This window comes from Micromonospora chokoriensis, from assembly GCF_900091505.1.
Classification (GTDB): domain Bacteria; phylum Actinomycetota; class Actinomycetes; order Mycobacteriales; family Micromonosporaceae; genus Micromonospora; species Micromonospora chokoriensis.
The window spans coordinates 6373951-6397204 of sequence record NZ_LT607409.1 but is presented as its reverse complement, the minus strand read 5'-3'; the positions used below and the strand labels follow the sequence as shown (position 1 = coordinate 6397204).

The 23254-nt window shown below is 73.4% G+C and carries 18 protein-coding genes; 7 read left to right on the top strand and 11 right to left on the bottom strand.

Features of this window, described 5'->3' with window-relative positions:
• The first annotated feature begins 1 nt into the window (after position 1).
• Positions 2-1066: a GNAT family N-acetyltransferase gene (locus tag GA0070612_RS28980; RefSeq protein WP_088990801.1), complete on the top strand. Its 1065-nt coding sequence runs from the start codon at positions 2-4 to the stop codon at positions 1064-1066.
• 23 nt (positions 1067-1089) lie between these two features.
• On the opposite strand, the gene GA0070612_RS28975 is transcribed toward GA0070612_RS28980, so the two are convergent.
• Complete coding sequence (locus GA0070612_RS28975) at positions 1090-2655, bottom strand: aldehyde dehydrogenase family protein (RefSeq protein WP_088990800.1); 1566 nt, start codon at positions 2653-2655, stop codon at positions 1090-1092.
• 345 nt (positions 2656-3000) lie between these two features.
• Between GA0070612_RS28975 and GA0070612_RS28970 the strand changes: the two genes are divergently transcribed.
• Entirely contained in the window at positions 3001-5898 is a 2898-nt protein-coding gene (locus GA0070612_RS28970) for a glycoside hydrolase family 9 protein (RefSeq protein ID WP_231924380.1), read from the top strand.
• A 216-nt stretch (positions 5899-6114) separates the two neighbouring features.
• Here the strand turns inward: GA0070612_RS28970 and GA0070612_RS28965 are convergent, their stop codons facing one another.
• The 4 genes from GA0070612_RS28965 to bioB all read right to left on the bottom strand — a co-directional run bounded on the left by GA0070612_RS28965 (position 6115) and on the right by bioB (position 10078).
• Complete coding sequence (locus GA0070612_RS28965) at positions 6115-8262, bottom strand: acyltransferase family protein (protein WP_088991839.1); 2148 nt, start codon at positions 8260-8262, stop codon at positions 6115-6117.
• 111 nt (positions 8263-8373) lie between these two features.
• Complete coding sequence (locus GA0070612_RS28960; RefSeq protein ID WP_088990799.1) at positions 8374-8880, bottom strand: GNAT family N-acetyltransferase; 507 nt, start codon at positions 8878-8880, stop codon at positions 8374-8376.
• Between the two features lie 5 nt (positions 8881-8885).
• The gene (gene bsaP, locus GA0070612_RS28955) at positions 8886-9077 is read right to left on the bottom strand and encodes a biotin synthase auxiliary protein BsaP (RefSeq protein ID WP_088990798.1); all 192 of its coding nucleotides are present in this window, start codon (positions 9075-9077) and stop codon (positions 8886-8888) included.
• Positions 9078-9082: 5 nt separating this feature from the next.
• On the bottom strand, positions 9083-10078 hold the full coding sequence (gene bioB, locus GA0070612_RS28950) for a biotin synthase BioB (RefSeq protein WP_088990797.1): 996 nt from the start codon (positions 10076-10078) through the stop codon (positions 9083-9085).
• A 153-nt stretch (positions 10079-10231) separates the two neighbouring features.
• Between bioB and GA0070612_RS28945 the strand changes: the two genes are divergently transcribed.
• From GA0070612_RS28945 to GA0070612_RS28930, 4 genes are read left to right on the top strand one after another with little or no spacing between them, the layout of a single operon-like run.
• The gene (locus GA0070612_RS28945) at positions 10232-11395 is read left to right on the top strand and encodes an 8-amino-7-oxononanoate synthase (RefSeq protein ID WP_088990796.1); all 1164 of its coding nucleotides are present in this window, start codon (positions 10232-10234) and stop codon (positions 11393-11395) included.
• A 42-nt stretch (positions 11396-11437) separates the two neighbouring features.
• Positions 11438-12163 carry a dethiobiotin synthase gene (gene bioD / locus GA0070612_RS28940; RefSeq protein ID WP_088990795.1) on the top strand — a complete coding sequence of 242 codons (726 nt, stop codon included), beginning with the start codon at positions 11438-11440 and terminating at the stop codon, positions 12161-12163.
• 54 nt (positions 12164-12217) lie between these two features.
• Entirely contained in the window at positions 12218-13795 is a 1578-nt protein-coding gene (locus GA0070612_RS28935; RefSeq protein WP_231924379.1) for a sensor histidine kinase, read from the top strand.
• Between the two features lie 59 nt (positions 13796-13854).
• On the top strand, positions 13855-14472 hold the full coding sequence (locus GA0070612_RS28930; protein ID WP_231924719.1) for a response regulator: 618 nt from the start codon (positions 13855-13857) through the stop codon (positions 14470-14472).
• 33 nt (positions 14473-14505) lie between these two features.
• On the opposite strand, the gene GA0070612_RS28925 is transcribed toward GA0070612_RS28930, so the two are convergent.
• The 5 genes from GA0070612_RS28925 to GA0070612_RS28905 form a co-directional block, all read right to left on the bottom strand.
• A complete protein-coding gene (locus GA0070612_RS28925) occupies positions 14506-15276 on the bottom strand; it encodes an ABC transporter permease subunit (RefSeq protein ID WP_088990792.1) in 771 nt (256 codons plus the stop codon).
• The gene (locus tag GA0070612_RS28920; protein ID WP_088990791.1) at positions 15273-16205 is read right to left on the bottom strand and encodes an ABC transporter ATP-binding protein; all 933 of its coding nucleotides are present in this window, start codon (positions 16203-16205) and stop codon (positions 15273-15275) included. Before GA0070612_RS28920 ends, GA0070612_RS28925 begins: the two co-directional genes overlap by 4 nt.
• 85 nt (positions 16206-16290) lie before the next feature.
• Positions 16291-17145: a polysaccharide deacetylase family protein gene (locus tag GA0070612_RS28915; RefSeq protein WP_231924378.1), complete on the bottom strand. Its 855-nt coding sequence runs from the start codon at positions 17143-17145 to the stop codon at positions 16291-16293.
• Positions 17146-17180: 35 nt separating this feature from the next.
• Complete coding sequence (locus tag GA0070612_RS28910) at positions 17181-18359, bottom strand: cytochrome P450 (RefSeq protein ID WP_088990790.1); 1179 nt, start codon at positions 18357-18359, stop codon at positions 17181-17183.
• Positions 18360-18368: 9 nt separating this feature from the next.
• Entirely contained in the window at positions 18369-19037 is a 669-nt protein-coding gene (locus tag GA0070612_RS28905; protein ID WP_088990789.1) for a class I SAM-dependent methyltransferase, read from the bottom strand.
• Between the two features lie 151 nt (positions 19038-19188).
• On the opposite strand from GA0070612_RS28905, the gene GA0070612_RS28900 reads away from it, so the two are divergent.
• On the top strand, positions 19189-20076 hold the full coding sequence (locus tag GA0070612_RS28900) for a hypothetical protein (protein WP_231924377.1): 888 nt from the start codon (positions 19189-19191) through the stop codon (positions 20074-20076).
• Between the two features lie 45 nt (positions 20077-20121).
• On the opposite strand, the gene GA0070612_RS28895 is transcribed toward GA0070612_RS28900, so the two are convergent.
• Positions 20122-23052 carry a M36 family metallopeptidase gene (locus GA0070612_RS28895; protein WP_197699262.1) on the bottom strand — a complete coding sequence of 977 codons (2931 nt, stop codon included), beginning with the start codon at positions 23050-23052 and terminating at the stop codon, positions 20122-20124.
• Between the last annotated feature and the right edge of the window lie 202 nt (positions 23053-23254).

The window sequence follows — 23254 nt, the reverse complement described above, 5'->3', positions numbered from 1 at the left end:
CATGACGTTGTGGCGGATCCGAGCGACAGTGGACGACCGGCCGGGTTACCTGTCGGTGCTCACGGCCAGCCTCGCGTTGCGCGGGGTCAACATCCTCACCGTGCAGGTGCAGCCCACCGAACAGGGCGCGGTGGACGACTTCCTCGTCGACGCGCCGGACGCGCTCGACGAGGCCGAGCTGGTCGCCGCCGTCGAGCGGGGTCGGGGCCGGGACTGCTGGGTGGCGCGCAGCGAGGCGCGTGGCCTGGCCGACCAGCCTACCCGGGTGCTCGGGCTGGCCAACCGACTGGTGCGTGACCCGGACGCGACCGGCGAGGCGCTGCGGGCGCTGCTCGGCGCCGACTCGGTCAGTTGGCGTCCGGCATCGGTCGGCGTCGAACGGGGGATCGTCGGCGCGAGCATGGCGTTGGCGGACCCGGCGGGCGGCTCGTTCGCGCTGCGCCGGGCCGCGCCCGACTTCACCCCGGCGGAGTACGCCCGGGCGCAGGCCCTGGTCGAGCTGGCCGCCACGGTGGTCCGTCGGGCCGCCGAGCAGGTCACCCTGGTGCTGCCCGACGGTGTCGAGGTGGCCGTGCGCCCGGCCTGCGCCGACGACCTGCCCGGCGTACGGGAGCTGCACGAGCGGTGTTCACCGGGCAGCCGGCACCGGCGATACCTGGGTGGGGCGGCGCTGCCGCGGCCGGACCGGTTGCGTCGGTTGCTGGAGCCGAGTCGAGGGCTGACTCTGGTCGTGGTGGCCACCGGCTCGGACGGTGCGGCCGAGTCGGTGGTCGCCATGGCGAGCCTGCTCGGTGAGGGTGACGAGGCCGAGGCGGCGCTGCTGGTGCGCGACGACTGGCAGCGGCGTGGGCTCGGCACGGCGTTGCTGCGCCGGTTGGTCACGCACGCCGACACGGCCGGGTACGCGGCGCTGGTGCTGCACGTCCAGGCCGAGAACACCCCGATGCTGCGTACCCTGCGCCGGTTGGGTCGGCCCGACTCGACCGAACGCGACGGCGCGTTGCTCACCGTGACCGTCCCGCTGACCCCGCAGAGGAAGGGCTCCCTGCTGACGCCACGGGCATAGCAGGGGCCCATCCGCGCCTCGCCTCAGGTGGCGGGGTAGCTGCTGTACTCGGGGAAGTTGCCGTAGAGCCGATCGCCTCCGCCGACGGTCACGGCCTGGACGAGGAGGTCGCCGCCGACGAACGCGCCCTTCCAGGAGGCGCCCCGACCGCCGAACGGTTCGTCCCGGTCGCCCCGGGACCGTGGCTTGTTGATGCCCACCTTGAAGGCCTGCAGGTCCACGGCGAGCTTGCCGGCCTCCTCGGTGTCGTCGCAGGCCAGCGACGCGACCAGCGCCCCGTTGGAGGCGTTCATCGCGGCCAGCAGTTCGTCGGTGGTGTCCACCACGACGACCGTGTCGACCGGCCCGAACGGCTCGGCGTGCATCAACCGGGACCGGCCGGGCGGGGCGAGCAGCACCGACGGCGCCACGTACGCCGAGGTGTCCTGCCCGGGCAGGAACGGCGCGCCGGTGAGCTTGCCCCGGTACAGGGGCACCGCGCCGCCGCGTACCGCCTCGTCGACCTTGCGGTGCAGCTCGTCGGCCTTGGCCGCGCTGATCAGTGGCCCGAAGTCCAGCCCGGGCAACGGGTCGCCGGCCGCCCAGTCGTCGCCGACGGCGAGCGGGTGGCCGAATCGGACCGAGCGGACGACCGGCAGGTACATGTCGAGGAACTCGTCGACGAGGTCGCGCTGCACGACGAAGCGGGGGTACGCGGTGCAGCGCTGCTTGCCGTACTCGAAGCCCTTCCTGAGGTGGGCGGCGAGGACGTCCCACTGGGAGAAGTTCCAGATGCCCCAGGCGTTGAGGCCCTCCTGCTCGATGAAGTGCCGCTTGTCGCTGTCGAGCAGCGCGGCGGCGACCTTGCCGCCGTTGGAACGGCCGCCGACGAAGGCGACGGCGCCGATCTCGGGTGCCCGGACCAGCACCTCGGACAGTTCCTCGCCACCGCCGCTGACGAGGGTGGCGGGCAGGCCGGCGCGGCGCAGCAACGCGTGCGCGACGGTCAGACAGACCGCGCCGCCCTGGGACGGGGTCTTGGCGATGACGGCGTTGCCGGCCAGCAGCTGCACCAGCTCGGCGTGCACCAGGACGCTCATCGGGTAGTTCCAGGACGCGATGTTGCTGACCGGGCCGGGTAGCGGCTCGCGGCCGTCGGCGAGCATCCGGTCGATCTCGCCCGCGTACCACCGGACGCCGTCGAGCGCCCGGTCCACGTCGGCGCAGGCCAGCCGCCAGGGCTTGCCGATCTCCCAGACCAGCAGCATGGCGAGCAGGTCGCGGTGGGCGGTGAGTGATGCCAGCGCCTCGCGGACGCGGGCCTTACGGTCGGCGAGCGGGGTCAGTGCCCACTCCCGGTGTGCGGCGGCGGCGTGGGCGACCGCGGCGCGGGCGGTGTCGGCGTCGAGTCGGGGCAGGTTGATGACGACCGTGTTGTCCACCGGGGTGCGGACCGGGGCGGGCTGGCCGTCCGCCCGCCACTCGCCCTCGATCAGGTTGTGCAGAGTGGTCACACCGTCCACCTCGGCGCCGAACGCCTCTGGTGTGGCGGCCACCGCGCGGGCCAGGACCTCGGACCAGGCGGTGCCGTCGGCGAGTCGTAATGCCATCGCTTCTCCTCAGGGTCGACCGGGAACGGCGGCGTCGATGGCACCGCTGATGGTCGTACTGTCTCGCGCGAAGTAGCAGGTCGGCAACGGTGTGTCCCCTTTTCTGGGGTCGCCGGCCCGGGTGCCTGGGGGAGTCTGAGACCGCCTCGTGAACCGTGGGGGTGGGCTGGTCCACCTGCTGGCTCTTCCCAACGCGTCAGCCGACAGCTAGATTGACGCTCATCTGTGGGAGCGCTCCCGAGGCGCGTCCCGGCTCCACCACCACCGCCGCCGGGCACCCGAAGCAACCCGAAGCCGTCCCGCCTCGGTCGGGCTGCCCGGCGGCGCCACCGACAGGAGTCCGCGATGTCCTACCCGGAACGGATCCGCCGGCGGTCTGCTGCGCAGCCGGTGCGAGACCAGCCCTGGCCACGGCGGCTGCTGGCCGCCGGGGTGGCCCTTCTCACCGGTCTGTCCCTCGTGGTCACCGGGCCGACGTCGTCGCCGGCCGCGGCCGCACCCGCGACCTACAACTACGCGGAGGCGTTGCAGAAGTCGCTGCTCTTCTACGAGGCGCAGCAGTCCGGCCGGTTGCCGGACTGGAACCGGGTCTCCTGGCGCGGCGACAGCGCGCTCACCGACGGCGCCGGGGCGGGCCTGGATCTCACCGGCGGCTGGTACGACGCCGGCGACCACGTCAAGTTCGGCTTCCCGATGGCGTTCAGCGCGACAATGCTCGCCTGGGGCGCGGTGGAGTACCGCAGCGGCTACGCCTCCTCCGGGCAACTGCCGCACCTGCTCAACAACCTGCGGTTCGTCAACGACTACTTCATCAAGGCGCACCCGTCGGCCAACGTCCTCTACGGGCAGGTCGGCAAGGGCGACGACGACCACAAGTGGTGGGGTCCGGCCGAGGTGATGCCGATGGCGCGGCCCGCGTACAAGATCGATGCGAGCTGTGGCGGCGCGGACCTGGCGGGTGAGACGGCGGCGGCGATGGCCGCCTCGTCGATGGTGTTCCGACCCACCGACGCGACCTACGCGGACAAGCTGCTCACCCACGCCAAACAGCTCTACACGTTCGCCGACACGGTGCGGAAGTCCTACCACGAGTGCATCACCGACGCGACGAGCTTCTACCGCTCGTGGAGCGGCTGGCAGGACGAGCTGGTGTGGGCCGCGATCTGGCTGCACCGGGCCACCGGCGAGGCCAGCTACCTGGCCAAGGCCGAGAGCGAGTACGACAAGCTCGGCACCGAGAACCAGACCACCACCCGCTCCTACAAGTGGACGATCGCCTGGGACAACAAGCAGTTCGGCGCGTACGTGCTGCTGGCCAACCTGACCGGCAAGCAGAAGTACGTCGACGACGCCAACCGGTGGCTGGACTACTGGACCGTCGGCGTGAACGGGCAGCGGGTTCCGTACTCGCCCGGTGGGATGGCGGTGCTCGACTCCTGGGGCGCGCTGCGCTACGCCGCCAACACCTCGTTCGCCGCGCTGGTCTACAGCGACAAGACCACCGACGCCACCCGCAAGGCGCGCTACCACGACTTCGCCGTCCGGCAGATCAACTACGCGCTGGGCGACAACCCGCGCAACTCCAGCTACGTGATCGGGTTCGGGGCCAACCCACCGAAGAACCCGCACCACCGCACCGCGCACGGCTCCTGGTGGGACAGCCAGACCGTGCCCGTGGAGACCCGGCACACCCTCTACGGAGCGCTGGTCGGTGGCCCGTCGTCGCCCAACGACGCGTACAGCGACAGCCGGTCGGACTACGTGATGAACGAGGTCGCCACCGACTACAACGCCGGCTTCACCTCCGCGCTGGTCCGACTGACCTCCGAGTACGGGGGCACGCCGCTGGCGAACTTCCCCGTCGCCGAGACGCCGGACATCGACGAGCTGACCGTGGAGACCACTGTGGCGCAGGCCGAGCCGCGGGCCACCGGGCTCAAGGTGATGGTCTACAACAAGTCCGCGTTCCCGGCCCGGGCGCTGACCGACGGGAAGTTCCGGTACTACTTCCGGCCCGACGGCACCGGCCCGGTGCAGGTCACCGCCGGCTACACCCAGGGCTGCCCGTCCCCGACCACCGCCAAGCAGTACAGCGGTGACATCTGGTATGTCGAGGTGGACTGCACCGGGTACACCATCGCCCCGGCCGGTCAGTCGCAGCACCGGATGGAGGTGCAGTTCAAGGTCGGCGTGCCGGAGGGCGGCACCTGGGACCCGACGAACGACCCGTCGTACCAGGCCACCGCAGGGCCGAACCGGAAGGTCCCGCTGTACTCCGGCACCACCCGCGTCTGGGGTGAGGAGCCGGGTCCGGTGGTGCCGGACACCACCGCGCCGAGCGTCCCGGGCACCCCGGTGGCGTCCAACCTCGCGTCCCGCTCGGTCACGCTGACCTGGTCGGCGTCCACCGACACCGGTGGCAGTGGCCTGGCCGGCTACGACGTCCGCGAGGTCCAGGTCAACAGCGACACGGTGGTGGTCCGGCCGGTCACCGGCACGACGGTGACCATCACGACGCTGCTGCCGGCGACGTCGTACGAGTTCACCGTCGTGGCCCGCGACGGCGCCGGCAACACGTCGGCGGCCTCACCGAAGCTCACCGTGACCACACCGCCGACCGGCTCCACCGACACCACCGCGCCGAGCACCCCCGGTACGCCGGTCGCGTCGGCGGTCACCGCCACCGGGCTCACCCTGGCCTGGACCCCGTCGACCGACAACGTGGGCGTCACCGGCTACCGGGTCTACCGGGAGGCCGGCGCCACCGACGTGCTGGTCGGCTCACCGACCGGCACCACCCAGGCGGTGTCCGGGCTGACCGCCTCCACGGCGTACCAGTTCTACGTGGTGGCCGTGGACGCGGCCGGCAACACCTCCGCGGCGTCCGCGCCGGTCGCGGTGACCACCGCGGCCCCGCCCGTCGGGGGCACCTGCTCGGTGGGGTACGCCACGACCGACTGGAACACCGGCTTCACCGCCAACGTGACGATCACCAACACCGGCACGACGGCGATCAACGGCTGGACCCTGCGGTTCAGCTTCACCGGCGGGCAGACCGTCAGTCAGGGCTGGTCGGCGGCGGTCAGTCAGAGCGGCGCGGCGGTCACCGCCACGAACCTGTCCTACAACGGCACGCTCGCCCCCGGAGCGTCGGTGAGCTTCGGCTTCAACGGCGCGCACAGCGGCACCAACCCGAAGCCGACGGCCTTCACGGTGAACAACACCACCTGCGCCGTCGTCTGAGCCACCGGTTCCACGAGGTCGTGGACAGTTGCCGTCCCGCGCGGACGGCAACTGTCCACGATCTCACCGGTGATCGGGATAACCTCCCGGTATCGCGGGCACAGTCACACCTGTGGGGGAGTTGCTGACCGTCGGGCACGGCACGGCCCACCGGGTGCGGCTGGGTGGGGCACCTGTGCTGGGACGGGTAACCCGCCCGCACACGGCTTCGGCTGGTCACGGCAGCCGTGGTGACACGAGCTGACGCAACCGCTCGTGCAGTTGTGGGGCGAGGCTGCGGGCGTACGTGGCGGTCAGGTGGTGCGCGTCGCGGTAGACGAGCAGACCGCCGATGACGGCGGGGCACCGTTCGGTCGGGCAGATGACCGCGTTGAGGTCGGCCAGGCGGGCGTCGGGCACCGCGGCTGCGGCGCGCTCCTGCGGTACGCCCCAGGCGAGCGCGCGCTCCCGGGGCTGCGCACAGGCGGTGAGCCGTTCGCGATGGGCCGACACGCACTCGGCCATGTCCACGGTGAACGACGGGGTGTCCCGGATGACCACCAGTGGCAGGCCGGCGGCGGTCACCTCGGACCAGGTCTCCGACAACGCCACCGTCTGCGCGTCCGCGGTCGCCGAGCCCGGCGGTGGCGTGCTGCCGTCCACCAACGGGATCTGGGTCACGCTGGAGACGATGAGCAGCCGGGGCCGCCGCTCGCCGGTCAGGGCCCTGCGTAACCTGCTGTTCCACTCCGTGCAGCTCGGGTCCGACCGCCCGGCGACGGTGATCGGCGCTTTCAGGAAGGAGCACGTGGTCTTGATGTAGGTGACCAGTCGCCACCCGCGCTCCGTCGCGATGGCCTGGAGAGCGGGCACCCAGTGCGCCGCGTGTGAGTCGCCGGCCACCGCCACCTCGACCGCCGAGTCCCGGTCACCGTAGGTGCAGCTGCGCAGGCTGGCGTCCTGCGCCTGCGTGACGCAGTCGTCGCGGTAGACGTCGGGCAGGTCGTCCCGGGCGCCCAGGGGATCGGGTGTGATGCGGGCGAACCGGTCCACCGGCGCGCCGGTCCGGCCGTCCCCGGGTGGCGCTCCCGGGACGGCGCCGGCGAGTTCGGCGGGGCCGGGGGACGGGGGTGGCCGGACCGCCAGGTGCAGTCCGATTCCCGCGATGACCGTCATGCCGGTGGCGACCAGTCCCATGCGCAGCACCCGGGCTCTGGAGATCCGTGCGTACCGGAACGGGTTCTCCACCAGGTGGTACGTCAGCACGGCCGGCACCGCCGAGCAGAGGATCATCGCGAGTCCGGCGGTGGTGCCCAGTGGGCCCCACCGCGCTTCCGCCACCACCAGCAGTGGCCAGTGCCACAGGTACCACGAGTACGACACCGCCCCGACCGCACGCGTCGGCCGCCGGTTGAGCAGGAGGGCCGGCCCGTGTCGTCCGGCGCTGGGCCCGGCCGCGATGATCGCGACAGCGCCGAGCGTGGGCAGCAACGCCAGGTGCCCGGGGTAGGCAGCCGTCTCCGGTCGGATCAGCATCGCGGCGAGGGCTACGGTGGCCATACCGGCCCAGCCCAGCGTGATCGCAGCGGAACGCGGCAGACGGGTCAGGTGCCCACTCAGGATCGCCAGCGCACCACCCAACGCCAGTTCCCACATGCGGGTGGTGGTGACGAGGTACGCCCGGGCGGGTTCGCTCTGGCTCAGGTGGATCGACCACGCCAGCGACGGGACGCCGACCACCGCGAAGGCGGCGAGCAGCCACGGGGCCGTCCGGTCGCCGAGGAACGGTCGGCGGTGACGGCCCGGGCGGCTACGCGGGAGAGGTCGCCGCGTGCCGGTACGCGCTGAGGTGCGGCGCGTGACGTATCGGGCGACGGCGAGCAGCAGCAGCGGCCAGACCAGGTAGAACTGCTCCTCCACGGCGAGCGACCAGTAGTGCTGGAGGATGCTGGGAGCCTCCTCGGACCGCAGGTAGTCGGTCGACTGCTCGACGAGACGCCAGTTCATCGCGTAGGCGGCACTGGCCAGGGCGTCCCGTGCCGTCTCGGACCAGCGGATCGGGGGCAGGAACAGGTAGGTGAGCAGGAGGCTCGCCACGAGGACGACGCTGGCGGCCGGCAGCAACCGCTTGGCGCGGCGGACGTAGAAGTCGACGATGCGGACGCGGCCGGTCCGGCGGATCTCGTCGACGAGGAGGCCGGTGATCAGGAAGCCGGAGATCACGAAGAAGACGTCGACGGCCACGAAGGCGGCCGGGAGGGCGGCGACGCCCGCGTGCCCGACCAGCACCAGGGCGAGCGCAAGCCCACGCAGCCCTTCGATGTCGCCGCGGAACCGGCCCGCGAGGACTGGGCCGGCGCTCCGGTCTGCTGCTCTGGTGTCCACGCCCACTAGGGCACGATAAGTCCGCTTTGGGTGTTATGGGGTATATGTAGCGAACAGCAGTGCGGCTCGCATCTGCCGGGGCGGGCGCGCCGACACGGGTGCGCCGCCCGCTCACTCCACCAGGTCGTCGGCGAGCAGATCCATCAGCAGACCGTCGTGCCACCGCCCGTCCTCGCCGCGCTCGTAGCGGCGCAGCACCCCCACCGGACGGAAACCCACCTTGGCGTACGCGCGGATCGCGGCGCTGTTCGCCGCCGCCGGGTCGATGGTGAAACGGTGATGGCCGTACTCGTCGATGAGGTGCCGGGCCAGGGTGCGGATCGCGTCCACACCCAGACCGGCGCCGCGTACCGCCGGGTCGAGGAAGACGTCCAGGCTGGCGTGGCGGTAGTCCGGGTCGGTCTCGGCGTACCACTGGATCGCGCCGACCACCTGGCCGTCGTGCTCGATCGCGTACACGTGCAGGTCGTCGTCGCCGAGGTCGGCGCGGACGGCGCCGGTCAGGTCGTCGCTGCCGCGCCACCACCGACGGACCTCCGGCTCGGCCCGGATCGCCGCGAGGGCCCGCACGTCCGCTTCCGTCGCCGGTCGCAGGGTCACCGCCCGCCCACGCAGCATCGGCGTCAGCCCCGCACGTCGCCGTGCTCGACGCAGATCGCCGACCAGCCCACCGGCAGCACCTGGACCTTCATCCGACGCCGGCACCGGGGACAGAACCGGGGCGGCTCCAACTGACGAGCCGTGGCGCAGGCCGGGTGGGCGGTGGCCGTCGCCGGCTCACCGCACCTGTCGCACCACGGCCCGGTCGTCGTCATCGTCGTCACAGCGTGGCGGAGAGCGCCTTGACCGGCATCTTCAGCTCCTCCAACAACTCCAGGTCGGCGGTCGCCGGTCGACCCAACGTGGTCAGGTAGTTGCCGACGATCACCGCGTTGATGCCACCGAGCAGACCGTCACGGGTGCCCAGGTCACCGAGGGTGATCTCCCGGCCGCCCGCGTACCGCAGGATGGTGCGCGGCATGGCCAGCCGGAACGCGGCGATGGCCCGCAGCGCGTCCTTGCCCTCCACCACCGGGCGGTCACCGAGCGGGGTGCCCGGACGCGGGTTGAGGAAGTTCAACGGCACCTCGTGCGGGTTCAGCTCGGCCAGCTGCGCGGCGAACTCGGCCCGCTGCTCGACGGTCTCGCCGAGGCCGAGGATCCCGCCGCAGCACACCTCCATGCCGGAGTCGCGGACCATCCGCAGCGTCTCCCAGCGCTCCTCCCAGGAGTGCGTGGTGACCACGTTCGGGAAGTAGGAGCGGCAGGTCTCCAGGTTGTGGTTGTAGCGGTGCACACCCATGTCGACCAGGTCGTCGACCTGCTCCTTGGTGAGCATGCCCAGCGACGCGGCGACCTGGATGTCGACAGCCGCCCTGATGGCGGCGACGCCCTCGCGCATCTGCTTCATGAGCCGGGCGTCCGGGCCGCGGACCGCCGCGACGATGCAGAACTCCGTCGCCCCGGTCGCGGCGGTCTGCTTCGCAGCCTCGACCAGCGACGGGATGTCCAGCCACACCGAGCGCACCGGGGAGGTGAACAGGCCGGACTGGGAACAGAAGTGGCAGTCCTCCGGGCAGCCGCCGGTCTTCAGCGAGACGATCCCCTCGACCTCGACCTCCGGACCGCACCAGCGCATCCGCACGTCGTGCGCGAGTTGCAGGGCGGCGGGGAGGTGCTCGTCGGGCAGGTTCAACACGGCGAGGATGCCGGCCTGGTCGAGGCCGACGCCGTCACCGAGGACCTGGGTCCGGGCCTGGTCGAGGATCTCTGGCATGGCTCGTACCCTACAAGGCGGCCCGACCGGCCGGAATGACCTGGCAGCCCCTATACCTGCGGGCGAGTGGGATCCGTCGGGCGTCGGCGGTGGGTGGTAATTTCGCCCGGCGGATGTCGGGGCGACCGGCACGGACGGCGGTGAAGGGGTGACGTGGCGGACTGGCTGGCGGCGCTCGACCGCCGCGCGGACCTTCGGGCGAAGGCCGGGCTGACCCGGCGACTGCGTCCGCGTCCCGCCGCCGATCAGATGACCGATCTGGCCGGCAACGACTACCTCGGCCTGGCCACCCACCCGGAGGTCACCGCCGCAGCCGCGGCGGCGCTGTCGGCGTACGGGCTGGGGGCGACCGGGTCGCGCCTGGTGCGGGGGTCCACCGACGCGCACGAGGCGTTGGAGACCGAGCTGGCGCAGTGGCTGGGCACCGACCGGGCACTCGTGTTCTCCTCCGGCTACCTGGCGAACCTGGGTGCGCTGCGGGCGCTCGTCCAACCTCGGACGCTGCTCGTCTCGGACGCGCACAACCACGCGTCCCTGATCGACGGCTGCCGGATCTCGGGTGCGGAGACGGTGGTCACCCCGCACGCCGACGTGGACGCGGTGGCCGCCGCGCTCGCCGCCGCTCCGGGGCGTCCGGCGGTGGTGGTGACCGAGTCGGTGTTCTCGGTCGACGGTGACCTCGCCCCGCTGACCCGGCTGCACGCCGTGGCCCGCCGGCACGGCGCGCTGCTGCTGGTCGACGACGCGCACGCGCTGGGTGTGACAGGTCCGGCCGGCGCCGGCGGGGTGGCGGCGGCGGGACTGGCCGGTGAGCCGGACGTGGTGGTCACCGCCACCCTGTCCAAGGCGCTCGGCGGCGCGGGTGGCGTGGTCGCGGGCCCGGCCGAGTTCGTCCGGCACCTGGTCGAGACGGGACGAACGTTCATCTTCGACACGGCCCTGCCCCCGGCGGTCGCCGCCGGTGTGCACGCCGCGCTGCGGCTGACCCGGGTCGGCGACGACCTGCGGGTGGAGCTGGCCGACCGGGTGGCGTCGGCGGTCGGTCGACTGCGCTCGGCGGGGTTGACCGTCTCCGCGCCGGACGCGGCGGTGATCTCGGTGACGGCTCCCGGCCCGGAGGCGGCGACCGCCTGGGCCGCCGACTGCCGTGACCAGGGTGTCGCGGTGGGTTGCTTCCGGCCGCCGTCCACCCCGGACAGCCGGTCCCGCCTGCGACTCACGGTCAGCGCCGGGGTGCCGCGGGCGGCGTTCGAGCGGGCCCTGGACGTCATCGTGGAGTGTGCCCCGGGGGAGGCCCCCAGTGAGCGCGAGGAGTGAGCCGGTCTTGCGAGCCCCGCAGTCGCGAACGAAGGTCTCACGGTGACCGGATGGGAGGGGCCGGTCCTGGTCACCGGGACCGACACCGAGGTCGGCAAGACGGTGGTGACGGCGACCATCGCGGCCGCCGCGCAGGCCGCCGGGCTGCGGGTGGCGGTGGTCAAGCCGGGTCAGACCGGTACGGCGGGTGGTGAGCCGGGCGACGTGGACGCGGTCAACCGGCTGGCCGCTCCACTGACCGGGCGGACCCTGGCCAGTTATCCCGATCCACTGGCTCCGCTGGCTGCCGCCCGGGTCGCCGATCTGCCGCCGTTGGAGCTGTACACGGCGGTGGACGCGGTGCGTGACGAGGTCGACAAGCACGACCTGGTGCTGGTCGAGGGCGCGGGTGGGCTGCTGGTGCCGATGGGGCTGCGTCCGTCGGGGGAGCCGTGGACGATGGCCGACCTGGCGGTGTCGCTGGGCGCGCCGGCGGTGGTGGTCGCCCGTGCCGGGTTGGGCACGCTCAATCACACGGCGTTGACCCTGGAGGCGCTGGACCGCCGTGCCGTGCCGGCCGGTGTGGTGATCGGCGCCTGGCCGGCGCGGCCGGAGCTGGTGCACTGGACGAATCTGACGGATCTGGTGCCGAACCTGCTCGGCGCGGTGCCCGACGGTGCCGGTGCGATGGACCCGGGGGTGTTCCGGCGGTCCGCCCCGGGTTGGCTCACCCCGGCGCTGCACGGTGTGCTCGACGACTGGCGGGTCTGGGCCGAGGAGAGCGGCTGAACACCTGACTTTCGTCGGTGTCCGCGCAGGTCGGGCGTGGGTAGCCTGACCGCCGTGCGGATCCTCGACTCGTCGCCGGGCCGGCTGGACCGGCGGCGTCGCCTGCTGTCGGACGTGCTGCTCTGGGCGGTGGTCGCCGCCCCGGTGGGTTACGCCGGCTTCAGCCCGCCCTACGCGCCGTACGCGGTGCCGTTGGTCGTCGGCAAGATGGTGGTGCTCGGCGCGGCGGTGGTGGCGAGTCGACGTCAGCCGTTGCTCGCCCCCGTGCTGGTGGTGCTGGGGTCGGTGGTCGACGGCAACTTCGCGTTCGCGATTCCGGTCTTCAGCTACCTCGCCGGGCGGCGCACCGCGTCGGTGGGTCCGGCGGCCGGTGTCTTCGTGCTGATCGTGGGCGGTGGCACGGCGCTCAACCTGGGGCTGCTCGGCACCGGCGCGGCCACCTGGTTCCTGCTCGCCTCGGTGCTGCTCTTCGCCGCCGTGTTCCCCTGGCTGGTCGGCCGGTACCGGCGTCAGCAGCAGGAGCTGGCGGACGCCGGTCGGCGGCACGTCGAGGCGTCGACCCGGGAGCAGCGCGGCGCCGCCGAACGGATCCGGCTGCGCGAGCGGGCCCGGATCGCCGGGGAGATGCACGACTCGCTCGGTCACGACCTCAGCCTGATCGCGTTGCGGGCCGCCGCCCTGGAGGTCGCCGCCGACCTCGACGACCGGCACCGGGCGGCGGCGGGGGAGTTGCGCGCGAGTGTCTCCGCCGCCACCGAGCGCCTGCACGAGATCATCGGACTGCTCCGTGAGGACGGGGGCGCGTCGGTGCGGCCGAGCGGGGAGACCGTCGCCGAGCTGGTCGAGGGCGCCCGGGAGGCCGGCATGGCGGTCCGGATGGAGGCGACCCCGGCGGTCGCGGAGCTACCGGCGATGACCGGTCACGCCGCCCACCGGATCGTGCGGGAGGCGTTGACCAACGCCGCCCGGTACGCGCCCGGCGCTCCGGTCGAGGTGTCGGTCACCCGCTCGGGTGACCGGGTGGAGGTGGCCGTCGTCAACGACGCCCCGCCGGAAGGGCCGCTCCCCGCCCCGCCGTCGCAGGGCAGCGGGTTGCTCGCCCTCGCCGAGCGGGTCCGTCTCGCCGGTGGAACGCTGCACGCCGGCCCTCGTACCGACGGTGGTTTCGCCGTGCGGGCGGCGTTGCCGGCCACCGGGCCGGTGGAGAGCGCGGCCGGGACGGGCCCGGCGGCACCGTCCGACCCGGCGCAGCCCGACGCGGTGGGGGAGCCCGGCCCGTCGGAGCGGCCGGTGGACGCCGAGCGGCGGCTGCACGACGCCCGCCGACGGGTGCGGCGCAGTCTGCTGGTGGCGCTGCTGGCCCCGGTCGGGTTCGCCCTGGTGCTCTCGCTCGTCTACTACCCCGTGGCGACGGCGGGCACGGTGCTGGACCGGGCCACGTTCGACCAGATGCGCCTCGGTACGGCCCGGTCGGAGCTGGCCGGCCTGCCCCGCCGGCAGTTGGAACGCCCGACGACCGCCGACCGGGACGGCTGCGAGTACTACACCGACGGCAACTTCCCCCTCGCGCAGCCGACCTGGCGGCTCTGTTTCACCGACGGCCGGTTGGCCAGCAAGGAGTGGATCGCGTAGTGAACAGCGACACGGCCGGCGCGGAGCGGGTCCGGGTGGTCCTGGCCGACGACGAGGCGATGATCCGCGCCGGGGTCCGGGCCATCCTCGCCGCCGATCCCGGCATCGAGGTGGTCGCCGAGGCCGGCGACGGGCACGAGGCGGTGGAGCTGGTCCGTGCGCATCGGCCGCGGGTCGCGTTGCTGGACATCCGGATGCCCCGGTTGGACGGGTTGGCGGCGGCCGCCGAGATCCGTCGGATCGTGCCGGAGACCGCGACGGTCATGCTGACCACGTTCGGCGAGGACGACCACGTGGCGCGGGCCCTCGGGCACGGGGCGAGCGGGTTCCTGCTCAAGGCCGGCGACCCGCGTGAGTTGATCGCGGGGGTGCGCGCGGTCGCGGACGGTGGCGCGTACCTGTCGCCGACAGTGGCCCGCCGGGTGATCGAGCTAGGCGCCGGGCGGCTGGCCCGCCGACCCGTGGCGCGGGACCGTACCGCCGGGTTGACCGAGCGGGAACGGGAGGTGCTGGCCCTGGTGGGGGCCGGGCTGTCCAACGCCGAGATCGCCCGCCGGCTGCACCTGGTGGAGGGCACCGTGAAGAGCTACCTGACCAGCATCTTCACCCGGTTGGACGTGCGCAACCGGGTGCAGGCGGCGATCCTCGCGTACGAGGCGGGGCTGGTCGACGGCTGAGCGGAGGCAGTGTGCCCCCGCTCAGCCGCGGCGTCACGCGTCGCGGCGGCGCAACGCGGCCCGGCCCAGCAGGAGCGCGGCGCCCGCCCACCCGGCGAGCAGGAGCAACCCGACCAGGCTGGGGTACGGCTCGGTGTCCCCGGCCAGGAAGTGACCGCCGGCCACGCCGGGGAACACGTCGGCGATCCGGGTCAACACGTCGATGTCCGGCTCCTGGAGGGACAGCGGCACGATCATCAGGGTGGCCAGCAGCACGGTGAGCGTCAGGACCGCGCTGCGCAGCGCCGCGCCGAGGCCCAGCGCGAGCACGCCGATCAACGCCAGGTAGACCGCCACCGCCACGATGTCGCCGATCGTCTCGGCGGCCGGGGCGCTGCCCCACTCGCCGAGCACCGGCCGGGCGACCAGGGCGCCGACGCCGCCGAGCAGCAGACCGAGGGCGAAGGTGACAGCTCCGGCGACCACTGCCTTGCCCAGCAGTACGCGGCCACGCGACGGGGTGCACTGCAACGTGGTCCGGATGGTGCCGCTGGTGAACTCGGAGGTGATCGCCAGCAGGCCGAGCGCCAGCACCACGTACTGGGTCATCTCGACCGAGTCGATCAGCACGCTGCCCACGGTGACGATTCCCCGGTCGTCGGCCGGGTCGTCGTTGGTGTTGGCGTTGGCGGCGTAGATGGCCAGTTGGCCGGCACCGGCGGCCGTCACCAACAACCCGGCCAGAGCCGTCCACCAGGTGCTGCGCACCGAGGAGAGCCTGGTCCACTCGGCGGCCACGACGCCACCACGGGTACTGGTGCTCATCGCGCGCCACCTCCGGTCGGTCCGCCCGCGTACTCGACGCTGTCGGCGGTGAGTTCCATGAACGCCTCTTCCAGTGACGCGCCGTGCGGGCTCAGCTCGTGCAGTCGTACCCCCAGGTCGTGGGCCAGGTCCCCGACCTGGTCCACGGTCACGCCGGTGACGGTCAGCTCGGTGCGGTCGGCGGCCGTGACCGTCGCGCCGGCGGCGGTGAGGCGCGCGGCGAGGGCGGCCAGGCCGTCCGGGTGCGGGCTGCGGACCCGGACCGCGACGGCGCTGCCGGCGATCACCTCGTCGGTCGGCGCGTCGGTGAGCAGCCGTCCCCGACCGATCACCACGAGCTGGTCGGCGGTGAGCTGCATCTCGCTCATCAGGTGGCTGGAGACGAAGACCGTCCGTCCCTCGTCCGCAAGCGAGCGCATCAGGTGACGTACCCAGCGCACCCCGTCCGGGTCGAGGCCGTTCACCGGCTCGTCGAACATCAGCACCGGCGGGTCGCCGAGCAGCGCGCCGGCGATGCCGAGCCGCTGGCCCATGCCGAGGGAGAGGGTTCGCCCGGGTTTCCGGGCGGCCCGCCCGTCCAGGCCGACGGTGTCCAGCACCTCGTCCACCCGGCGGGTGGGGATGCCGTTGCTGCGGGCCATGGCCAGCAGGTGCGCGCGGCCGGACCGGGTCGGGTGAGTGGCCCGGGCGTCGAGCAGTGCCCCCACCTCGTGCAGGGGCCGGCGCAACTCCCGGTACGCGCGCCCGCCCACCAGGGCCTGCCCGGCGGTGGGGCGGTCCAGCCCGAGGACCATCCGCATGGTGGTGGACTTGCCGGCGCCGTTGGGGCCGAGGAACCCGGTGACCCGACCGGGCGCGATGTCGACTGTCAACGCGTCGACAGCGACTGTCGCGCCGAAGCGTTTCGTCAACCCACGTAATGTGATCATGCGTTGACGCTAGGCGAGCGACCCGCTGCCGCACCGCGCCCGAACGGCACCTCCCGACCCTGACTTTCGTCATGCCCCGGCCGGCTCAGAGCACGTAGTCCTCCAGCAGCGCCGGGGTGAGCCCGGCACGGTGGATCGCCTTCAGTGCCGCGAGGAGGTCGTCCATCAGCGCCGGCCGGAAGTGCATGAGCAGCACGTCACCGGGTCGCACCACCTTCTCCGGGGTCTGGTAGCGCACCTTCCCCTCGTGCACCGTCTCGGTCCAGTGCACCACCGCCTTCGCGCCGCAGTCGTGGGCGGCCTTCAACGTGGTGCTGTCGTGTTCGCCGAACGGTGGGCGGAACAGTGTCGCCCGCTTGCCGAACAGCGCCTCCAGTCTGTCCGCCGCCCCGCAGATCTCCCGCTTCTGGTAGTCGTACGACCGGCCGGCCAGCGAGGTGTGGTTGATGGTGTGGTTCTCGACGACCCCGCCTGCGACCTGGATCTGCCGGAAGTACTCCGGGTGCTCCTCCGCCGCCGGGGAGTTCAGGAACATTGTGACCGGGATGCGCGCCCGCCAGACGAAGTCGGCCACGTCGCTCGGGCGGGCCAGGCCGCCGTCGTCGATGGTGATGAACGCGACCTTCTGGTCGGTCGGCAGACGGTGCCAGAACGGGGCCGAGCCGGTCGTGGGGGGCAGCGGCACCGGTTGCGGCGGTGGCGCGTCGGGGAAGGTCGGCACCTGCGACAGGTACCAGTCCAGACTCCCGGGGGCGGGTGTCGGCGTCGCGGACGGTGAGGGGGACGGTGGGGCGGACGGCGCGAACGACGAGGCGGACGGGGTCGGCTGGTGCGCGGAGATCCGCCGGGCGTGCGCCGGGCCGGTTGCGCAGCCACTCAGCACCAGCAGGGCCAGAAGCGTTACGGCGGAGAGGCTTCGACGAGCAGGGGTCGCTGACACGCCCGGAAACCTACCGAAGCGATGTGAGGATCCGGTCAGGCCGGTGCGACCGGCGAACGCCGCACGACGAAGGCGTCCGGCATCCGGAAGGTCAGATTGTCCGGGCACCAGGGCGGACGGACCACCCGTACCCCGTCCAGCAGCGGCGCGGCCTCGGCCACCACCACGGCCGCCTCCATGCGGGCCAGCACGTCGCCGACGCAGCGGTGCGCGCCCGCCCCGAACGCCAGGTGCCGGCGTGACCCGCGCTGGCCCGGGCGGAACTCGTCGGGCGACTGGACGACCAAGGGATCCCGGCCGGCGCGACCCAACCACAGCACGAGGCTGCTGCCGGCCGGCACCACCGTCCCGCCCAGGGTGCTGTCCGTCGCCGCCACCCGCCGCCAGGTGACGATGGGCGGCTCCAGCCGCAGCCCCTCCTCCACCACGTCGGCGACGGCTACCTCGCCGCTGCGCAGACCGGCCCGTACCGCCGGTTCGCCGGTCAGCCGGTGCAGCAGCAGGGTGAGGAACTGGGAGGTGGTCTCCTGCCCGGCGACCAGCAGGAAGAACAGCGCGCCGACCACCACGTCCGGCGGGTGCCCGGCCGCGCGCAACTCGGCCGCCAGGCCGCCGCCGGTGGCGGCGAAGTCCCGCAGTACGTGGTGGAACCGGCCCACCTCGGCGGCGAGCGCCACCTGCCGGTCGGCGTCCAGCGGTGCCCAGAACAACTCCAGCGCGGCACGGGCGAACTCCTTGACCGCGCCGACCGGGGCGTCCGGCAACTCCACCAACCGGGCCAGCACCAGCAGCGGTAGGTCGGCGGCGAGGTCCGCGTACAGGTCCACCGGCTCGTCGGCGTCGAGCGCGGCGGCGAGCCGGGCGACCCGGCCCCGCACCAGCGCGGTGAGCCACTGCCGCTGCGCGGCGACCCGGGAGGGGTGCAACGCGTCCGCGACGATCGCCCGGATCTGCGGATGGCTGACGCCCGAGTTGTTCGCGAGCGTCGGCGGCAGCCGGAACCGGTGCCCGGCGAGCACCCGCAGGGCGGTCACCGGCATCGGCGTCACCGCGTCCAGCGCGTTGTCGGGCCGGTAGGTGACCGGGTCGGCGAGGACCTGACGGACCAACGCGTGTCGGGTGACGACCAGGTGGGTGCCGCCGACGTGGTCCGGCACCCGGGCCACGTCCGGCCACGCGGGGTCGGCCACCTGCGCCCAGCTGCGGAACAGCACCCGGACACGCTAGCCGGAGGCCCCCGGCAGCCCGGCCCGCAGTCGCCAGACGGTGGTGCGCTTCACCCGGACGCTCTCCAACGCCTCCGGCACCGGCACGTCGTACACGGCCAGCTCGTCGAAGCGGTCCCGGGGCAGGAACGCCCGGCCGGGGTCACCGACGATCACCGGTGCGCCGGCCCGGGTGGCACGGAGCAGGAACCGCAGGAACCGGCGGGCCATCGCATCGCTGTAGAAGACGTCACCGGCCAGCACCACCTCGGCGTCCCCCGCGTCGCCGTCGAGGATGTCGCCGAACTCGGCGTCGACGCGTACCCCGTTGGCCTCGGCGTTGAGGGCGACGGCCGCGACCGCCAGCTCGTCGACCTCGACGGCCCGCACGGACGCCGCTCCGGCGCGGGCGGCGGCGATGGCCACCAGGCCGGAGCCGGAGGCGAGGTCGAGCACCCGGCGGCCGGCGACCAGCTCCGGGTGGTCGGTCACGTAGCGGGCGAGCGCCTGCCCACCGGCCCAGGCGAACGCCCAGAACGGCGGCGGCCGGTCGGTGGAGAACTGGCCCTCGGTCAGCTCCCACAGCCCGATCGGCTCGTCCGCCTGGTGCAGGCGAACCTCGGGGACGAACGCGACGGGGGTGAGCCGGGCATGCAGCCGGACGAACGTGCGGGAGAGCTCGGACACGTCGCCGATTGTCCCAGCGGCCCGACTCCGGGCGTGTCGCGGGGGAGTGGTGACCGGTTCACCACGGTCGGTGAAAACCCCTCCCGTCCTTACCGCCCCGTGCGAACACACCCGTCTGGTCGGCCCCTCGCGCTGCTCCTAGCGTTGCCCAGTGGAGGCGACCGAACGGAGGACGGCGGTGGTGACGGTGTGGCGGTACGCGGTGCGGGTCGGGGTGGTGCTGGCCTGTCTGAGCGGGGTGGAGCTGGCACTGACCGCTCCGGCGCAGGCGGCGTTCACCACCGAACTGAGTGGGCTGCCGGCCCGGTTCACCGCCGGTGAGCAGGTACGCACGGTGTCCGCCGTCGTCTCCCGCACCGATCGGCGCGGAGGCTGCGTGAAGGTGCGCTGGTCGATGGTGCTGAGCGTGCAGGGCCTGCGACTCGACCAGGTCAAGATGGACCGGGTGGAGGAGGCCGGGGACTTCCCCCTGGAGATCCGGACCGAGGGCGACGTGGCCCGGCTCACCGACCGGCAGCTCGACCCGGGCACCCTCTGCCCGGGCCGCACGGTCACCGCCCGCTACCGGGTGGCCTTCGCCGAGGACGTCACCCAGGGACGGGTCACCCTCGCGGCCGAGGCGTACGACGCCAACTCGCGCCTGCTGGCCCGGCAGACCGCCACCCGTTCGGTGGTGGCCGCGGGTGGCGCCCCGACCAGCAAGCCGAGGGCGAGCGTCACCCCGTCGGAGCCCACCGACCCGCCGAGCGAGCCGGCCGTGGAGGAGAGCGCGGCCGGGGAGGAACCGGTGGCGGACTACCCGGTCGACGCCGCGCCACCGGCCGCCGGCCGCCCGGTGTCGCAGTCGGGTGGGTTCGGTGTGGTGCAGGCCGCCTTCCTGCTCGGCGCGCTGCTGCTCTTCCTCGGCATGGGGTTGCTGCTGCGGCTGCGGCACCTGACTCGGGCTCCGGGCGACCAGCCGGACGAGGCCGACGGCCCGCCGGTGGATCGGCGGTGGGAACGCCCCGCCGTCGACAGGTGGCGACCGGCCCGCCGTTGACCGAGGACAGTGGGGGCCGGCGACCTGCCGCCGGCCCCCACTGTGTCACGTCGAGAACGCCTGGAACTCGGCGATCCTGACCTGGCTCCGGGCCGGGCTGGCGGTCGCGCAGTCCGTCGTCGTGGCCGGGTCGGCGTCCTGCTCGCCCGCGTACTGCGGACCGCCGGTGCACTGACTGGCCAGCACCTCCAGCCGCAGGTGGGTGGCGACGGTGGTGGGCACCGCGAACGCCCGCAGGTTGATGTCCCGGACGTACGCCCGGTACGCCCCGCCGGGGAACGCGTCGCCCGCGCTGGTGTAGACGCGCTTCCACCGCGCCGGATCCGCGCAGTCGGTGGTCGTCGCGTCGCAGGCGGACACCGCGAACGAGCGCAGCGCGCTGAGCGCGTTCTGACTGCCGGTGTCGGCGTCGCCGGTGATCGCCGGGCGCAGCATCGCGCTGACGTTCACCCGCTTGACCGGGTGCGGGCCGTCGCCCGGCAACGCCACGGTGACCTGCCGGCCGGCCACCCCGTCCAGCGAGGCCCAGTTCGTCGCCTCGGTGTCGTCGCCGATCCGGTCCAGGTTGACCCCGTCACCGGTGATCGTCGCCCCGGATGCGGTGGACGCCAGGTTGCGGCTCATCCGCAGGTCGACGTAGCCCTGCTTGCCGGCCGTGGCGACCACGCCGAGCCGCTGGTGGCCGAAGCCGGGCGCGACCGCGAGCAGGTCGTACGTCCCGGCCACCAGGTCAACGGTGTCCGGGATCGCCGTGGCCGGGTCGGTGTCCGCGATCGGCGTGGCCCGAGCCTCGTACGCCCCGACGTACACCCGGATGGGGGCGTCGGCGCTGTCCCCGCGCGGGCGCAGGGTGAGCGTGGCGTTGCCGCCGCGCGGTGAGGCGAAGCTCGGCGTCGGGTCGGTGTCGCCGGCCCCGTTGGTGGCGGCGTCCCGGCCCATCCCGGAGCGGGCGAACTCGGCCCAGATCAGGTCCTGGTTGGCGCCGCCGAAGCGGAGCAGGTCGGCGGTGAGCATGTTGTCCCGCATGTCCAGCATGCTGACCTGGCTGGCGGCCTGGAGCAGGAACGAGTCGAAGACCAGCTGCGACCAGCGCCGGTTGCCCGGGCACTGGTCGGCGGCCACCTTCCCCTGTGCGCAGTCGAGCTGCCGCTGCGGGGTGCCGAGGCCGTACCGCTTCACCAGCGCGGAGCGGACCCGGAAGTTCGTGGCGCCCCAGATCTCCCCGTCGGCGTGCACGGCCGGTCCACCGGTGTTGTAGCCGATGTCGGAGTAGTTCAGCGGGCTACGGCTGAGGTCGTGGTTGCGGATGCCGCTGACCAGGTTGCCGGTGACGTAGCCGCCGGTGACGAAGGGCGTCTCGCCGGGTGCGCGCAGCCCGTGCTGGAAGAGGTACTCGGCGGCGAGCAGGTCGCCCCAGGACTCACCCATCGCCCCGCCCTGGTGACCGCTGATGCCGCTGTCCGGGCCGGCGATCATCCGGTTGGTGATCGCGTGGGTGTACTCGTGGCCGATCACCGTCATGTCGTAGTCGCCGTCCACGCACGGCGGGTACGGCCCGCCCGCCTGCGGCTGCCACAGGTACATGTTGGTGGTCGGCGGCAGCCCGTCGCGCGGGGTGCCCTGGTTGGCGTTGTTGCGGTTGCCGGTCAACGCGCCCTGCTGGGCGCGGCCCTGCTCGGCGTCACCGCCCAGCCCGGACGGGGTGAGGTTGACCGCCTGGAGGTTCCACGCCGACTCGGTGAACCCCAACCGGTAGGACCAGTCGTGCATCCGGTTGTGCATGGCGAAGAGGTTGGCGATCGAGGCGTCCGCGTCGTTGCGCTGGGCGGAGGTGAACACCTCCGGGTTGCACTTCGCCTGGTGCCACTGGTCGGTGAACGGATACTCGTAGCGGCGTTCCGGGCTGGTGGGGGCCGGGACGACAGGGGTGTTCGCGCCCCAGGAGAGCACCGTGTTGGCCGAGTTGCCGCGCGAGGTGTACGTCGGCGTGCCGGTCGCCGCGTCGACGTCCCACGGCTGGCCGGTGGCCGGGTCGCGGGAGGCGGCCACGCAGCCGGGCACCGGGTCGGCGCACCACCGCACCCGGGGGTCCTGCCCCGGGCCGAGGTCGCGGGGCGGGGTGGCCGGGAAGACCGCCCAGCTGGGGTTGTCGGAGTCGTAGTCGACGAGATCCTCGCGGACCAGCACCTGCCCGGTGGTGCCGTCCACGTAGGTGGTGAACGCGGCGGGGTGCTCGGTGTCCGCGCCGATCATGGTGATCTCGTACGCGGCCCGTGGCCCGTCCACCGGGGTGGGTACGGCCACTGCCCGGATGGTGTGGCCGGCCACCGCGTCGGCGGTCAGCCCGGCGTCGGCGAGCGCGGCGGCGTACGCCTGCTCGGGGGTGCGGGTGGCCGGGGCGGGGGTGCCACCGTCGCGGGCCAGCGAGGAGCTGACCGAGAGCACCGTGCCGCCCGCGACCGCGAGCGTGACGAGGCCGTCCGGCCCGGCCGGCAGGTCGCCGAAGCGTTGCCGGAGGGTGACCACGGCACCGCTGCCGATCGGCCGGACCAGCACGCGGTCCATGGCGGCCACCGAGGCGGCGTCCAGCCCGAACAGGTCGCGGTTGGCGGTCAGATAGGCGCGGGCGGCGGCCTCCGGGTCGGCGGGCAGCCCGGTGGCGAGTGGGGTGCGACCGGGGCCGAGCGCCTGCGGGGTGCCGAGCCGGTTCCACCGGACGTCGGGGTCGGCGGCGCGGGCCAGGCCGCGCTGGCGGGAGTCGGGTGCCGCCGTACCGGTGCGGTTGTCGGCGTCGGCGGGCTCGTGGCCCTCGGCGAACGGTCCGGACGTGCGCTCGGCGGACGCCGCGTTGCCGGTGGGGGCCGCGGTGCTCACGCCGGTGGGGAGCAGCGCGGCGACCGTCGCCGTCGTCGCCAGGACGGCGATGAGCCGGCGTCGGCGCCGGCTCATCGGGGGTGACCAGTCCGGTTGTGGCACGGGACCTCCTCGTGGGAGCGGGATGGCCGGCGGTCGCCGGCCGTCGATGCGCGGTAACGCATGCGCATACGTGGATATCAGCCGGTCGTGGTGGCGGCAAGGGCCCGGAATGTCGACGTGGCGTGGGACCGAGGACTGGCGAAGCCGCCCTCGGGGTGTCCCGGGGCGGTCGCGGCGATCGGTGCGGGGAGGTGGGGCCGGT

Excerpts from the sequence above, each read along its gene's own strand:
- GA0070612_RS28980 (WP_088990801.1), top strand. The coding sequence starts at position 2 with ATGACGTTGTGGCGGATCCGAGCGACAGTGGACGACCGGCCGGGTTAC.
- GA0070612_RS28975 (WP_088990800.1), bottom strand. The coding sequence starts at position 2,655 with ATGGCATTACGACTCGCCGACGGCACCGCCTGGTCCGAGGTCCTGGCC.
- GA0070612_RS28970 (WP_231924380.1), top strand. The coding sequence starts at position 3,001 with ATGTCCTACCCGGAACGGATCCGCCGGCGGTCTGCTGCGCAGCCGGTG.
- GA0070612_RS28960 (WP_088990799.1), bottom strand. The coding sequence starts at position 8,880 with ATGCTGCGTGGGCGGGCGGTGACCCTGCGACCGGCGACGGAAGCGGAC.
- bsaP (WP_088990798.1), bottom strand. The coding sequence starts at position 9,077 with ATGACGACGACCGGGCCGTGGTGCGACAGGTGCGGTGAGCCGGCGACG.
- bioB (WP_088990797.1), bottom strand. The coding sequence starts at position 10,078 with ATGCCAGAGATCCTCGACCAGGCCCGGACCCAGGTCCTCGGTGACGGC.
- GA0070612_RS28930 (WP_231924719.1), top strand. The coding sequence starts at position 13,855 with ATGATCCGCGCCGGGGTCCGGGCCATCCTCGCCGCCGATCCCGGCATC.
- GA0070612_RS28925 (WP_088990792.1), bottom strand. The coding sequence starts at position 15,276 with ATGAGCACCAGTACCCGTGGTGGCGTCGTGGCCGCCGAGTGGACCAGG.
- GA0070612_RS28920 (WP_088990791.1), bottom strand. The coding sequence starts at position 16,205 with ATGATCACATTACGTGGGTTGACGAAACGCTTCGGCGCGACAGTCGCT.